The sequence below is a fragment of the Gracilibacillus marinus genome, assembly GCF_042651725.1.
Classification (GTDB): domain Bacteria; phylum Bacillota; class Bacilli; order Bacillales; family Amphibacillaceae; genus Gracilibacillus; species Gracilibacillus marinus.
The window spans coordinates 346,176-360,180 of sequence record NZ_JBHSDV010000001.1 but is presented as its reverse complement, the minus strand read 5'-3'; the positions used below and the strand labels follow the sequence as shown (position 1 = coordinate 360,180).

17 protein-coding genes are annotated in these 14,005 nt (G+C 37.4%); all 17 read right to left on the bottom strand.

Features of this window, described 5'->3' with window-relative positions; all coding sequences use genetic code 11:
- Positions 1 to 2: 2 nt before the first annotated feature.
- Entirely contained in the window at positions 3 to 545 is a 543-nt protein-coding gene (locus ACFOZ1_RS01705; RefSeq protein WP_390195180.1) for a F0F1 ATP synthase subunit delta, read from the bottom strand.
- Positions 542 to 1,069 (bottom strand): F0F1 ATP synthase subunit B, encoded by a 528-nt coding sequence (atpF, locus tag ACFOZ1_RS01700; protein WP_390195179.1) that lies wholly within the window; start codon positions 1,067 to 1,069, stop codon positions 542 to 544. The genes ACFOZ1_RS01705 and atpF overlap by 4 nt, the downstream gene beginning before the upstream one ends.
- A gap of 146 nt (positions 1,070 to 1,215) precedes the next feature.
- On the bottom strand, positions 1,216 to 1,428 hold the full coding sequence (atpE, locus tag ACFOZ1_RS01695; RefSeq protein ID WP_390195177.1) for a F0F1 ATP synthase subunit C: 213 nt from the start codon (positions 1,426 to 1,428) through the stop codon (positions 1,216 to 1,218).
- 45 nt (positions 1,429 to 1,473) lie between these two features.
- Positions 1,474 to 2,196 (bottom strand): F0F1 ATP synthase subunit A, encoded by a 723-nt coding sequence (atpB, locus tag ACFOZ1_RS01690; RefSeq protein ID WP_390195175.1) that lies wholly within the window; start codon positions 2,194 to 2,196, stop codon positions 1,474 to 1,476.
- 10 nt (positions 2,197 to 2,206) lie between these two features.
- Positions 2,207 to 2,587: an ATP synthase subunit I gene (locus ACFOZ1_RS01685; protein WP_390195173.1), complete on the bottom strand. Its 381-nt coding sequence runs from the start codon at positions 2,585 to 2,587 to the stop codon at positions 2,207 to 2,209.
- Positions 2,584 to 2,814, bottom strand: coding sequence for an AtpZ/AtpI family protein (locus tag ACFOZ1_RS01680; protein WP_390195171.1), 231 nt, complete (start codon positions 2,812 to 2,814; stop codon positions 2,584 to 2,586). The genes ACFOZ1_RS01685 and ACFOZ1_RS01680 overlap by 4 nt, the downstream gene beginning before the upstream one ends.
- 322 nt (positions 2,815 to 3,136) lie before the next feature.
- Positions 3,137 to 5,227: a S8 family serine peptidase gene (locus tag ACFOZ1_RS01675; RefSeq protein ID WP_390195169.1), complete on the bottom strand. Its 2,091-nt coding sequence runs from the start codon at positions 5,225 to 5,227 to the stop codon at positions 3,137 to 3,139.
- Between the two features lie 137 nt (positions 5,228 to 5,364).
- Positions 5,365 to 5,994, bottom strand: coding sequence for a uracil phosphoribosyltransferase (gene upp, locus ACFOZ1_RS01670; RefSeq protein ID WP_390195167.1), 630 nt, complete (start codon positions 5,992 to 5,994; stop codon positions 5,365 to 5,367).
- A 611-nt stretch (positions 5,995 to 6,605) separates the two neighbouring features.
- On the bottom strand, positions 6,606 to 7,844 hold the full coding sequence (locus ACFOZ1_RS01665) for a serine hydroxymethyltransferase (RefSeq protein WP_390195166.1): 1,239 nt from the start codon (positions 7,842 to 7,844) through the stop codon (positions 6,606 to 6,608).
- Between the two features lie 187 nt (positions 7,845 to 8,031).
- Complete coding sequence (locus ACFOZ1_RS01660; RefSeq protein ID WP_390195164.1) at positions 8,032 to 8,574, bottom strand: TIGR01440 family protein; 543 nt, start codon at positions 8,572 to 8,574, stop codon at positions 8,032 to 8,034.
- A 30-nt stretch (positions 8,575 to 8,604) separates the two neighbouring features.
- Positions 8,605 to 9,045 (bottom strand): ribose 5-phosphate isomerase B, encoded by a 441-nt coding sequence (gene rpiB / locus ACFOZ1_RS01655; protein ID WP_390195162.1) that lies wholly within the window; start codon positions 9,043 to 9,045, stop codon positions 8,605 to 8,607.
- Positions 9,046 to 9,080: 35 nt separating this feature from the next.
- The gene (locus ACFOZ1_RS01650) at positions 9,081 to 10,379 is read right to left on the bottom strand and encodes a methyl-accepting chemotaxis protein (RefSeq protein WP_390195161.1); all 1,299 of its coding nucleotides are present in this window, start codon (positions 10,377 to 10,379) and stop codon (positions 9,081 to 9,083) included.
- A 24-nt stretch (positions 10,380 to 10,403) separates the two neighbouring features.
- Entirely contained in the window at positions 10,404 to 10,967 is a 564-nt protein-coding gene (locus ACFOZ1_RS01645; protein ID WP_390195159.1) for a low molecular weight protein arginine phosphatase, read from the bottom strand.
- Between the two features lie 75 nt (positions 10,968 to 11,042).
- Complete coding sequence (locus ACFOZ1_RS01640; RefSeq protein ID WP_390195157.1) at positions 11,043 to 11,594, bottom strand: manganese efflux pump MntP; 552 nt, start codon at positions 11,592 to 11,594, stop codon at positions 11,043 to 11,045.
- Positions 11,595 to 11,667: 73 nt separating this feature from the next.
- Complete coding sequence (locus ACFOZ1_RS01635) at positions 11,668 to 12,675, bottom strand: L-threonylcarbamoyladenylate synthase (protein WP_390195156.1); 1,008 nt, start codon at positions 12,673 to 12,675, stop codon at positions 11,668 to 11,670.
- Positions 12,676 to 12,901: 226 nt separating this feature from the next.
- A complete protein-coding gene (locus ACFOZ1_RS01630) occupies positions 12,902 to 13,324 on the bottom strand; it encodes a hypothetical protein (RefSeq protein ID WP_390195155.1) in 423 nt (140 codons plus the stop codon).
- A 70-nt stretch (positions 13,325 to 13,394) separates the two neighbouring features.
- Positions 13,395 to 13,997 (bottom strand): stage II sporulation protein R, encoded by a 603-nt coding sequence (gene spoIIR, locus ACFOZ1_RS01625; protein ID WP_390195154.1) that lies wholly within the window; start codon positions 13,995 to 13,997, stop codon positions 13,395 to 13,397.
- Positions 13,998 to 14,005 lie beyond the last annotated feature (8 nt).

Here is a 14,005-nt window from a genome sequence, read left to right as displayed (position 1 = left end):
TATTAATTGACTACTTTTATTTGACGTTCCAGACGATTCAATTTACCTTTTAATGTGCCGTCATATACCGTATTACCAATTTTGACTTTGACACCACCGATAATTGTTGGATCGACTTCATTTGTTATATTCAATGCTTGTATATTTAATTTCTTCACAAAAGTTGCTTCAATCGATTGTTTTTCCACATCTGTTAATGGGCGAACAGAATATACTGTCGCTTGTTTTGTTCCTTTTGCATCATTTGCAAGAGTGACAAAATCTTCTACCATTTGTGGAATAATCGTTTCCTTATGGCGATCCACAAGTAAGAAAAGCGTATGTAAAACATCCCCACTGAAGCCTTGGAATGCTTCTTTAAGCAATGCTTTCTTTTTTTCGTTTTCTACTTTTGGATGTTCTAAGAATGTAACTAATTCTTTGTTGGATGTGAATACTTCTTTCACTGTTACTAATTCTGTTTCAAGAAAGTCAAGCGTCTGTTTTTCTACACCAATTTGAAAAAGAGCTTCTGCATAACGTTTTGCCACATTTGCTTTACTCATCGCTCTTCTCCTACCTCTTTGATGTAGTCACTGATTAACTGTTCTTGGTCTTGGGCATTGATTTCTTTTTCAATCACTTTAGTAGCGATTTGTACAGATAATGTTGCCACTTGTGCTTGTAATGCTTCAATTGCTTTCTCTTTTTCACGTGCGATATCTTCTTCTGCAGATTTCTTCAGACGAACTGCTGCCGCTTCAGCTGCTTGGATAATCGCTTGTTCTTGTTCTTGTCCAGCTTTTTTCGCATTCTCAATAATTTGCTGTGCTTCTTTACGAGTTGCACTTAATTGTTCATTGGCTTCTTTTGCTGCTTTTTCCGCTTCTACACGGTTACGTTCAGCTGTATCGATTTCATTGGCAATATAATTCTCACGCTCTTCCATTTTGTTCATTAATGGTCCCCAAGCGTATTTTTTTAATAACCAAAGTAATACCGCAAAGCTGACAAGTGCAAATAACATATCTCCAACTCTAAAGCCACCAATTGCTGCTTGAATGACAAGTTCACTTGCGAATAGTTGCACAGTGTTCACTCCTTCCTATAAAAAAAATATACTCTATATTTGATAAAACGCTTATATTCATCCATTCATTTCTTTACTTCTTTACAAAGGAATGGCGAAGGTTGTCTTAGACGAACTTCGCCATTCTATCACACATTAAAAATTTATTAGCTACCCATTACCATGAAGGCAATAACTACGGCGAAAATTGGAATCGCCTCTACTAGTGCTACCCCGATGAACATTGTAGTTTGAAGTGCACTTCTTAATTCTGGTTGACGTGCAATCCCTTCTACTGTACGACTTACGATCATACCGTTACCTAAACCAGCACCAAGTGCCGCTAAACCAATTGCTATTGCAGCTGCTAAAGCTCCCATTATTTGTTTCCTCCTTTAAATGTATAAAAAAATATATTAATTATTTTAATGGTCTGAACTCACTTTATGAGACATGTAAACCATTGTTAACATAGTGAAAATAAATGCTTGAATTGCTCCGATAAATAAACTGAATCCTTGCCATGCCATCATCGGAATGATTGCGACAAATGTAAGTGGAGCTGCGGCAAACGCCATTTTTGTAATTAGGCCTAACAAAATTTCACCAGCAAAGATATTACCGAATAAACGGAGACCTAATGTCATTGTGTTCGTAAATTCTTCAATAATCTTAAATGGTAGTAAGAAAGGTACTGGTCGAACATAATCTTTTGTATATTCTTTAAATCCTTTGACCTTCACACCATAATAATGTGATAACACTACAACCATTGTCGATAAAGTTAAGGTGATTGCGGCATCTGATGTAGGTGATTTCCACCATAATGTATGGCCGAATACCCCCATCGTAATAACACCTAAAATGTTACTTACGAAGATATACGTAATTAATGTTAATCCTAATGGTAAGAAAACTTTTCCTGTTTTCCAATCCATCGTGTCATTGATAATGCCTTTAACAAATTCAATGATCCATTCCATAAAATTCTGAAACCCAGTCGGCTTCATTTTTAAGTTTCTTGCTGCTAATACACAAATAATAAATACGATAACAGAAGAAACGAATGTCATTAAGACAGTTGATAAGTTGAAATCTAACCAGGAAATCCCAAATAGATCTTCCAACAACGGTGATTCGTGATCCAATTGCTTCACCTCACTTCCCTTTGCTAGTTTGATTATGAAATAACATAAAATCTATCATAATAACAACATAGGTTGTCATTAATCCCAAAACAACAGCTATAAAATGGAAATATTCTTCAAAACGCATTGCTAGTAACACTGCTAGAGCAGCGGTTGCAAGTCTCGTAAATGTACCAATTCCAGATGCTCTTCTTCCTTCTGAAATAGCTTTACCGAATCGATCTACTTTACGTTGCATAATCCATAGGTTATAAAAGCTTAAGCTTGTCCCTAGGAGGAGTCCGAGGAAAATACTTTGGTATGGTGTAAATCCCCAACCAAGTACAAATAGTGCAAGAAGATAGAACATCCATTTACGTTGACGGGTTATCATATTTTTGTATTGGCTCATTTTTCTTCGTCTCCCGTAAAATCTCTAACGAAATGAATCATTCCATATAAACCGGCTCCTAGCCCTAATAGCAGCCCGATTACTAAACATAGTGGTGCTGTGGCAAAATGCGCATCTAAACTTTTACCAATCCACAATCCTACTAAAGGTGGTCCTATTAGATAAGATAATAGTGTGCTATAGATTGCAAATCCACTTAAATTAGAACGCTGATCAGGTTTCTGCAATTCTCTCACTCCTATGTGAAATAAACACATTGCCTGAAAGTTATGTATAATTCCTTTGCCTAAGCATATGACAGAATTCGATGCAATGATAAATGTCACACATCTGAAAACCTTATCATCCACACTAAGATAGCATACAATAGGGCACCACTATTGTCAATCGATTTTACAGACAATTCACAAGATTATACGTACATGCACAAAGGGATGTACGCTCATCCCTTTGAAATCAAAACTTTTTTACAAAATTGACAAATTCGAATAAAATGTGACAATTGTTTCGGTTATCGAAATATCTTGAACATACTTCTTTTTTCAATCATTACACAGCTGGTTCGATTTGGATAATAGACTGATATTGGTATTCTTTTTCTCCTGCTTCTATTGTAATATTTGCTAAGTATGTTCCACTTGTTGGAACATCTTTGATTGCTAATTCTCCTTCTAACACTCCTTGATTCACACCATCCTTTTTTACAATTGTTTGAATAAACTCCAATGTGTTGCTGTCATATAAATCAATGGTAACTTTACTATTTTGTTCGACAATATATAGTTGATATTTATAATGGTCATCAAAAAATTCCAAATAAAAGTCAAGTCCCATTGCCATCGGTATCTCTGCATGTTCTGTTAACCAAAGATATGGTAATGTATAGCCATTTAATTGAAGATATCCTTGTACAAATGCCTCCTCTGTATAGTGTTCATTCTTCACAACTTCGATTGCCACATCCTTCTTTTCTCCAGGTGCTAATGTAAAAGATGCTGGCAAATAAAAGCGAATCTCTTTCTTTTGCTTTGGCTGTTGAAAGGAATACGAAATCGTTCGTTCAGACACATTCTCGATTGTTAGCATATGCGTCATTCGATTCGACATACCTTTGTTCCGTCCTAGTTGAATCGCATTGTTGTATATGAGGGTGTCTGTTCCGATTGCTTCTTCAATATCCATTTTGCCCGCACCTTGTTCATTTGGTTGGAATGCCTGAAATGGATCTGCTGTCGTTAATAATGCTGCTTTCATTTGGCTTGGTGTCCAGTTTGGGTGCGCCTCTTTAAGTAATGCAGCGGCGCCTGCTACATGTGGTGCAGCCATACTTGTGCCATTATAGGCATCATATCCACCTGGAACTGTGCTTAAAATACTTGCTCCTGGCGCGACAATATCAGGTTTTATCGACCAATTTACTGTGACGGGTCCCCTAGAACTGAAATCCGTAATGGTATCTTCTATTTCTTTCTTCTCTATCTGCAAAAAAGTCCCTGCATTTTTATCTAACCATGCTCCGTCTTCTTTCGTAATTGCTGCAACTGGTATTGTAATTGTTGGATCAATCGCTCCTTGGAATATTCCTTCTTCATTATTTACAATGAGTAGTCCCATCGCACCAAGTTCTTCTGCTTTTTTCGCTAATTGTGTAAAAGGAATTTCTCCACGATTCACGATTAGAATGGTATTGTACGGAACCTGTCCTCTCACTTCCTTTTCATGAATAAAGTTAAAATCTTTTGTAAACTCCCATTTTTTTGTCCCTTGCATTGGTAATAGCTCGATTTTTTTGTCTGCAAATGGGGCATAGATATACGGAATCTCGATTTGTGGCGTTGATGCACCTACAGAAATAACAGAATCTGCTGTAGCTGGTGAACCAATTGTCCATGGGTTTGGGCCTGTGTTTCCAGCTGCAATCACAACAGTAACCCCTTCTTCTGTTGCTTTATTAACAGCTACAGATGTTGGCCAATCCGGTCCATTTATTGTATTCCCAAGTGACAAATTCAATATATCCATCCCATCTTTCACAGCACGCTCGATTGCTGCCATTACTTGGACACTTGTCCCACTACCACCAGGTCCAAGTGCCCTGTAAGCATACAACTCCGCATCTGGCGCCACCCCTTTCATCTCCCCATCTGCACCAATGATTCCCGCAACATGCGTGCCATGTGTCGTAGGAATGCCTTGTTGTGGTACGGTTTCCATAGGATCCTTATCAAAGTCTACCAAATCAAAGCCACCACGGTAATTTTTCATCAAATCGGGATGCGTATAGTCGATACCTGTGTCAATCACCCCAATTTTTACACCTTTTCCTGTATAGGGTAGGTTATCTGGAATAATAAACGGTACACTTTCATTTTTAGGTATTTCTGCTTGTGTTGTTTGATATGTAGTGACGGGATATGTCTTCTTTATGAAGTCTTCTTCTTCGATTTTGATTAAATCTCTTCTAGTTGTCTTAATCGCTATCCCATTGAAAATCGTGTCATATACTGCAAGGACTTCCACCCTTGGATGATGTGCTTCCACTTCTTCAGCAATGCTATGTGGATCACCGTCTACTTCAATGATATAAGAAAGAGGTTGGTCGACTGAGGATAGTAACATAAGAATGAAAAATAATTGCATCACTTACACACCTTTTTTTGTTTAGTGTGTGTGATTGTCTTGGTTTTTATCCAAAAAAAGAGTCCTGAATAACTCAGGACTAACTTGTGACTGTTGTTTTATTTATTTGTTTGAAGAAATGATTGAAACTAAGTTTATTATTTTGTACCAAATAAACGATCTCCTGCATCACCTAGACCAGGAATGATATATCCTTTTTCATTTAACTTTTCATCTAATGCGCCTAAGTAAATATCTACATCAGGATGTTCTTTTTGAATGACTTCCACGCCTTCTGGTGCTGCAATTAAACACATTAATTTAATGTTCGTTGCTCCACGTTTTTTCAAAGAATGAATGGCATCATTTGCTGATCCCCCTGTTGCAAGCATTGGATCGATTACGATAAGGTCGCGCTCTTCAATATCTGAAGGCAGCTTAATATAGTATTCGGTTGGAGTTAATGTTTCTGGGTCACGATACAAACCAACATGCCCAACTTTAGCTGCTGGAATTAAACGAAGCATTCCATCAACCATTCCAAGACCAGCACGTAAGATTGGAATTAAACCAATCTTTTTCCCACTTATCACCTTAGTCTTTGCTTCCATTACAGGTGTTTCAATTGTTGTTTCCTCAAGTGGTAAATCTCTAGTTATTTCAAATGCCATTAATGCAGATACTTCATCAACTAATGCACGGAATTCCTTTGTCCCAGTGTTCTTATCACGTATGTACGTTAATTTGTGTTGAATAAGCGGATGATCTAGCACATAAACTTTACTCATTCACGATCTCTCCTTTTTATCTTAGTTATACCCTAGCTGTAAATGTTCATCCTTCAAATTGTACTGAAAAAAATAGGATGTTTCAAGTGATAATGTTGGAATGGAGGTTTTATTTTTTTGGTGAGAGGGGGATTTGTGGTGATTCAGGGATTCCTTGAGCGACGCAGGGATTATTTGCACCACGCTGGGATTCTCGGAGCGACGCTGGGATTCTCAGAGCCACGCAGGGATTCCTCGAGCCACGCTGGAATTCTCAGAGCCACGCTGGAATTCTCAGAGCGACGCAGGGATTCCTCGAGCCACGCAGGAATTCTCGGAGCGACGCAGGGATTCCTCGAGCCACGCTGGGATTCTCAGAGCGACGCTGGAATTCCTCGAGCCACGCAGGGATTCCATTAATCAAGAAATTAATAACCTGATTTTTATTAAATAATTAATATCGGTTATTAATTAATCTATGTGTGGTTTGCTGTATTCCCTGCGTCGTTCATGGAATTCCTGCGTGGCTCCCATATTCCCTGCGTCATTCACGGAATTCCTGCGTCATACAATCCAAAAAAATCCAAACAAAAAACACCCCTATCTAAGGGATGTTTTCATAGAAAATTAAATTAACGTTGGTAAAGTGGGAATTTTGCTGTTAATGCTTGCACACGTCCGCGCGCTTCTTCTAATGCTTCTTCTTTATCATGATTTTTCAATGTGAATGCAACAATGCGAGCTACTTCTGCGATCTCTTCTTCGCCAAATCCACGTGAAGTGACTGCTGCAGTACCGATACGTACACCACTTGTTACAAATGGGCTTTCTGGATCGAATGGAATTGTATTTTTATTTGTTGTAATTCCAACTTCATCTAATGCATGCTCTGCATCTTTACCAGTTAGGTTTAGACCACGCACATCAAGAAGTAATAAGTGATTGTCTGTACCACCGGAAACAACACGAACTCCTTCTTCTTGTAATACTTCTGCAAAACGTTTTGCATTTTTGATGATATTTTGGCCATATTCTTTGAAAGATGGGTCTAATGCTTCTTTTAATGCTACCGCTTTTGCTGCGATGACGTGCATTAATGGACCACCTTGCATACCAGGGAATACAGTTTTGTCGATTTTTGGACCAAATTCTTCTTTACATAGTACCATTCCACCACGAGGCCCGCGTAATGTTTTGTGTGTTGTTGTTGTTACAAAATGTGCATGTGGAACTGGATCTGGATGAAGACCTGCAGCAACAAGACCTGCAATATGAGCCATATCTACCATAAGTAATGCGCCAACTTCATCAGCAATTTCGCGGAATTTCGCGAAGTCAATTTGACGTGGATACGCACTCGCACCAGCTACAATTAATTTTGGTTGTACTTCTTTCGCTTTTTCTAAAACTTTATCATAATCAATTTGTTCTGATTCTTCATCTACACCGTAATCTACAAAGTTAAATAATTTACCACTGAAGTTTACAGGACTACCATGAGTCAAGTGACCACCATGACTTAAGTTCATACCAAGTACTGTATCGCCAGGCTCTAATACTGTGAAGTATACAGCCATATTTGCTTGTGCTCCAGAGTGTGGTTGTACATTGACATACTCTGCACCGAATAGTTCTTTCGCACGGTCACGAGCTAAATCTTCCGCTACATCGACATGCTCACATCCACCATAGTAACGACGTCCTGGGTAACCTTCTGCATATTTGTTCGTCAAAACAGAACCTTGTGCTTCCATTACTGCTTCTGAAACAAAGTTTTCTGATGCAATTAATTCGATTTTATCATTCTGACGCTTTCTTTCGTCTTCCATTGCTTGGTATAATGCTGGATCAAAATTTTTAAGATGTTCCATTATTGTTCCCCCTTAACCATTTTGGTGTTTTTTCATGCAATCATTCGTTATTTAAATCATGTATTTATAAAATAACACGTAGTTCGTAAAAATTCTAGACTTTTTACGAATAAAAAATAAAAATATGCACCATTCATTCGTAAATAATGAGTCAGGTGCATATTCCCTTACATTCCTACAATTTACATTAAACGTAGACTGCTCTTGGTCCACCGATTAATTTTGGTCTTGTTTTTGCATTTGTCACACGTGCATTTGCTGCATATTTCGTGGCAAAACGAAGCGGAACAGCGACACGCTTTAAATGCATACCAATCATTGTTTCTCCGATATCGATTCCCGCATCTGCTTGAATTGATTCGACAACAATTGGTTCTTTTAATTGTTTATACGCGTATGCAGCCATAGATCCACCAGCTTCTCGTACTGGTATTACCGCTACTTCCTCTACAAGCTGCTTAATCTGATCACTTTTCTCGATAACAATTGCCCTGTTAAGGTGCTCGCAACATTGAAAAGCAAGTGATACACCTGTTTTTACAGATAAACGAACAAGTTCATTATAAATCACCGCAGCTATCTCTTCGCTACCTGCAGTTCCGATTTTTTCTCCTGCTACTTCACTTGTCGAACAACCTACAACAAAAATGTGCTCCTCAGAAAGGATACCGAGATTGATCCATTCATTTACAATTTGTGACATATCTTGCTTTAATTGTTCTAATTCCAATGTGAGCCACCCTTTCCTAGCACGAACTTCTTATTTATTTTCGTAATCCGCTACTTTTCCGATACGATTCTGATGGCGACCACCTTCAAATTCCGTACCTAACCATGTACGCACAATTTCACGCGCAAGTCCTGGGCCAATCACACGTTCACCCATTGTAATCATATTGGAATCATTATGTTCACGAGTCGCCTTCGCGCTGAAAAGGTCATGTACAAGCGCTGCACGAATGCCTTTTACCTTGTTTGCTGCAATACTCATTCCGATTCCTGTCCCGCAAATTAAAATACCGCGATCAAATTCTCCACTTGCTACGCGCTCTGCTGCTGGGATTCCGTAATCAGGATAATCGACAGAATCTGCACAATTACAACCAATATCTTCATACTCTACTTGCAATTCTTCTAATAGTGATGCAATTTCTTTGGATAAATTTATACCACCATGATCTGAAGCTAAAATAACTTTCATTATTTGATGATCTCCTTTACGAAAAAAAGTATTGTTTAGTTAAGCTTAAATTGTGCGATTTGTTTTTTCAAGTTTTGCGATTGATTTTCTAAATTAATTGCTAAATTTTCTAAATTCTCGGCAAAATTCGCCTGTTCTTCAATCGTTGCTAGAATTTCTTCAGCACCAGCTGATGTTTCTTCAGCAATTGCCGCCACATTTTGTGATTTTGCTTGTGTTGATTCAATTTCTTTTACTTGTTGGTCAACTAAAGAGGAAATTTCACCAATTACATCTGCTACGACATGGACAGAATCCGCCATATTTGTAATGACAGTCGTCGTTTCCTTACCTTTTTGCACTTCTTCTTGGGTCTTTGTTACTTGTGTATTAATATTACCAACAACAAGTTCGACATCTTGTTGCATCGCTTTTATTAAATCAGAAATACTTTGCACTGCTTGTGAACTTTGGTCTGCTAATTTTCTTACTTCTTCTGCAACTACAGCAAATCCTTTTCCTTCTTCTCCAGCTCTAGATGCCTCAATCGATGCATTCAATGCAAGTAAGTTTGTTTGCTCACTAATGTTTCCAACAAGTGAAATGACATTTTCCACTTCTTTTGCTTTTTGTGACAAGCGATTGACATCATTTAATGCATTTTCTTGGTTTTTAGCGATTTGAGCAATACCATCCACTAACCCATTAATCACTTGATTCGATTCCTCTAATTGGCGAACCATATCATTCGATTTTGTTTTTGATTCATTCGCTTTCGCGTCTACTTGTGTAGCAAATTGTGACGATGTATCAATCGATTCTGCTGTTTGTTGAATGGCTTCAGATGTTTCTTCTGCACCTTGTGAAATTTGACCTATTGTATCTTCTAATGCATCTATTTGCTGCTTCGATTTTACTACCGCTTCTTTCATAGTATGTACGGAGTGTGTCGTTTCATCTGCATGCTTGTCAATCCCGACTAATACCGCTTTCAATTGCTCCACCATTTTTTGAAAAGCGATGGTTAGCTCACTAATCTCATCACCTTTTGACCTTGGTGTCTCGATTTCTTGATTTAAATTTCCTTCTGCTACACTTTGCGCCACATTTTTTAACTTAATTAACGGTTTAGTTATTAAACCAGCGGCAACAAATGCAAGAACTCCTGACCAAAATATCCCTAAAAATAGTGTAATCAATACAAACGTAACTTCTGATACCCCTAAAATTGGTTTGATTACATCTTGTAAGACATAAATAAACACACCACTTGTTGTATAAGTAATAAGTGCTAGCAGCGTCGTAAAGATTACCAATCTTACTCGTAGACTTAATCCCTTCTTGCTTTTCTCCATTATGTACCTCCTGTATATGACAAATTATCTATTGCTATTGTCCAACTTTTTGACTAATTTATCAAGATATTTCTCTAATTCGTCATAAGTTTGTTCATATACAGTGATATCTGCACCATAAGGATCACTAATATCTGTATCTTGAATTGCTTCTTCCAATTCATAAATCTTAAGCATCCATTCTTTTTGTGCTTCTGAATTAGAAGTTAACTTTAGTTCTTCTAATTTTGCATATGCCTCTTTTAGTTGTTGCCATGTCTCTTCATATGCTTCATTTGTATATTCTTTTAATGTAAAAATTTTGCTTGATGCATTTGGAAATTGTTGTTTCAATAGATCACGATGTCCTTTTGTCATTGTTAGGAGTAAATCTGCCCAGTCGACTAAATGGTTGTCCACTTGTTGCGAAAAGTGCTTCTGCTCGTATCCTTTATTTCTTAATACCGCAGCAGTCCCTTCAGATGCTGGAAAGCCATCCGCTGCCATTATTCCAGCAGACTTCACTTCATGTGTGCTTTTAGATTTCATGATTACTTCTGCCATTGGACTTCGGCACGTATTTCCTGTACAAACAAATAATAATTTCATTTTTGAATTGTTCCTCCAATATGTTAGAAAAAAATACCCATTTACTCTATTATAGCATAGAAAAGTTGTCCATTATTAGAATAAAACAAGTAATCCTAATCCACACAATATGACGCCACCAATCACTTCACTATATGTCCCAAGTAAATGATGTGTTTTCCTGCCAATTAGTAATGCCGTCCATGTAAAAACAGTACTAAAGATTCCGAATAGACTAATCGCAAGTGCTGTTGCAATTCCTGACATACCTAGAGATAAACCAATCGAAAAGCTATCTAGACTTACCGTAAATGCAAAAACAAACAAGCCGAGTCCTACAGGTGCAAGTAATTGATTGTCTTTTTGATGTAATGTATGAATAATCATTTGTATCCCAATACCAATTAACAATAGTCCTGCACCAATCATTGCAATGCCTTCAATTTTTACAGATATATAGGAACCAAGTAAAATACCAATAAACGGCATCAAAATATGAAAAATCCCTACAGTTAATCCAATGAGTGCGATTCGTTTCAGTCGAATTGCTTGCATCCCAATTCCTAATCCGACTGAGAATGCATCCATCGATAATGCAAATGCCATCATTAAAATAGACATAAATTCCCCTAAAGGCAATGAAGTCAAATCAAAAACCCCCTATACTTGTGGACATGCTTCTTCTTATGCATATGCACATATAGCGGGTTATATGTTAGATTTATTCCTTTATCTCGCCAGTTGCGGCTTTCGTCAGACGATTCATGATTGCTTGACCAATTCCTTCTGTCGTAAAGGATTCAGCAAGGATAATATCCACATCTTTTTGTTTAAAATGACGCAATGCATCATATAAATGTGTTGCCACTTCAGGTAAATTTGTGACAGAACCACATCGATACACTTGTGGTGCTACTACTTGTTCTGCTAACTCTGCACTTGCGATCACAGCCACACGTTTTCCCTCATTTGTTAATTCATCAATGCGCGATTGAATAAATCCAACTTTTCCTTTTATTAAATATAAAGGTACTTCAGGTTCATAGTGGTTATATTTCATGCCTGGTGATTTAGGTTGGTCTTTTTCTATAATCTTTTTGTTTGCTACTTGACCTACGACCGCTTCAATTTGTTCTTGCGTAATACCACCTGGACGTAAAATAACAGGTAAAGGACCTGTAGCATCCACTACAGTCGATTCAATTCCAACACCTGTTGCTCCCCCATCAATGATTCCTTTAATGCGTGATTGTAAATCCTCAATGACATGGGCCGCTTTCGTTGGACTTGGTTTTCCTGATAAATTTGCACTTGGAGCTGCAATTGGTTTCTTTGCTGTCTCGATAAATTTCCGTGCGATTGGATGATTCGGAATTCTAATTGCAACGGTATTTAGTCCTGCAGTCACAGTTGGTGCTATTTTTCCATTACTTTTTAAAATAATCGTAAATGGGCCTGGCATAAATGCATCGATTAACTTGTGAGCAATTTGCGGAATATCCTCTACATATTTTGCAATTTGCTCTTTTGAATCCATATGTACAATCAGCGGATTGTCTGATGGTCGTCCTTTTGCTTCATAAATCATTCTTACTGCCTGTTCATTTGTCGCATCTGCACCTAATCCGTAAACTGTTTCTGTAGGAAATGCGATTAATTCACCTGCAACAAGATGTGCTGCCGCTTCTTGTAGTGCTTCTTCGTTTGCTTGATAGATGGTTGTTTTCATTTTCAATCCCTCAACTATTTGATTTCTGTATTCTATTATGGAGAGATTTTGTTCATTGTGCAAGCATTTGAGCACATATACACAACTTATGCACATTATCCACATATGTAAATCCTTTTATTTCGGGATTTTTATTTATTATCCACAAGTGTCAAGGGCGAAAAACACACTTATACACATACTTATACACAAATTATACTCATTTTGTTAATAACTTAGTGATTTATCAACATGTTTTACTGAATTCATCATGATGTAATCTTATACTTATCCACCATTGTCCACTTTCCATATTTGTCGGTGCTCTATCTGTCTGTGTATAACCTAATTGACTGACTAAATCTGTGACTAACTGTGACTTACTATGTATAAATAATTGATTCGCACCATATTCTTTTACTAATTCTTCTGCCAATTGAATGAGTGTCATCGGGAATGTGAGTGGCATTCCTTGTTTCATCACAAATGCACGCAGCCAGTAACTATTTTTGTCCACAGGAAATAAAGAAAAGAATGCAACAGGTACTTTGTTGTCATAGACAAAATAACCAAATTGCTTCATCTGTATATCATCTGTTAACCCAATTTCTTGACCAAAGAATGCTTGAAATTGTTCCATCGTTATCTTATTTGTTGCTGCTACTTGCAAATCTATCACCTCATCAAAAAGAATATATAGTATATTCTATGAAACAAATGATAGATTTAGTACGATTTTTTCAAATCCATGATTTAAACCATTCTACAAGAAAGAATGTGTATGTTACTTCTTCTTCCTCCTCCTCTACTTCTTCTTGTTCATCCGCTTCTTTCTCTTCTTCATCTACGGTTGTTCCAAAGGAGAAATCTAGGAAACATAATGGTGGGAAGACCACACACCACCAATTTGAGCCATCTCCTTCGCCTAATGTCACAAGAATTGCTTCATATTCCCCTTCTGGATATAAGTAGTTTCCATAGAGTTTTGCTGGAAATGTGACATTTTTATTGTATTCTACTGTATATGTATAATCCGATTGGTTTTCTACTAACACGTTATCCACAATTTGTTCAAGTACATCCACCCTTGATGCAATCAGTGCTCTTGCATCTTCTATTTGATCCATCTTTTCGACCCATTTCGTTACTTCTTCATTTATCGCATCACGCACTTGGTGTTTTAATGTTTGATCTTCTTCCGTATCACTATTTGCTAAAATCCGTAATCGAATCGCCTCATCAGGGATTACCTGTACATCCATTGATGATTCGCTTGTTACCTTTTGTGGAAAAAAACCAATAATAAGAAAAATAAGTCCTAGAAATAAAATAAGCTTTTTCATTGTACACC

Coding starts and splice junctions, on each gene's coding strand:
- ACFOZ1_RS01705 (WP_390195180.1), bottom strand. CDS start 545: ATGAGTAAAGCAAATGTGGCAAAACGTTATGCAGAAGCTCTTTTTCAA.
- atpE (WP_390195177.1), bottom strand. CDS start 1,428: ATGGGAGCTTTAGCAGCTGCAATAGCAATTGGTTTAGCGGCACTTGGT.
- ACFOZ1_RS01685 (WP_390195173.1), bottom strand. CDS start 2,587: ATGAGCCAATACAAAAATATGATAACCCGTCAACGTAAATGGATGTTC.
- ACFOZ1_RS01675 (WP_390195169.1), bottom strand. CDS start 5,227: ATGCAATTATTTTTCATTCTTATGTTACTATCCTCAGTCGACCAACCT.
- upp (WP_390195167.1), bottom strand. CDS start 5,994: ATGAGTAAAGTTTATGTGCTAGATCATCCGCTTATTCAACACAAATTA.
- ACFOZ1_RS01665 (WP_390195166.1), bottom strand. CDS start 7,844: ATGGAACATCTTAAAAATTTTGATCCAGCATTATACCAAGCAATGGAA.
- rpiB (WP_390195162.1), bottom strand. CDS start 9,045: ATGAAAGTTATTTTAGCTTCAGATCATGGTGGTATAAATTTATCCAAA.
- ACFOZ1_RS01650 (WP_390195161.1), bottom strand. CDS start 10,379: ATGGAGAAAAGCAAGAAGGGATTAAGTCTACGAGTAAGATTGGTAATC.
- ACFOZ1_RS01645 (WP_390195159.1), bottom strand. CDS start 10,967: ATGAAATTATTATTTGTTTGTACAGGAAATACGTGCCGAAGTCCAATG.
- ACFOZ1_RS01635 (WP_390195156.1), bottom strand. CDS start 12,675: ATGAAAACAACCATCTATCAAGCAAACGAAGAAGCACTACAAGAAGCG.
- spoIIR (WP_390195154.1), bottom strand. CDS start 13,997: ATGAAAAAGCTTATTTTATTTCTAGGACTTATTTTTCTTATTATTGGT.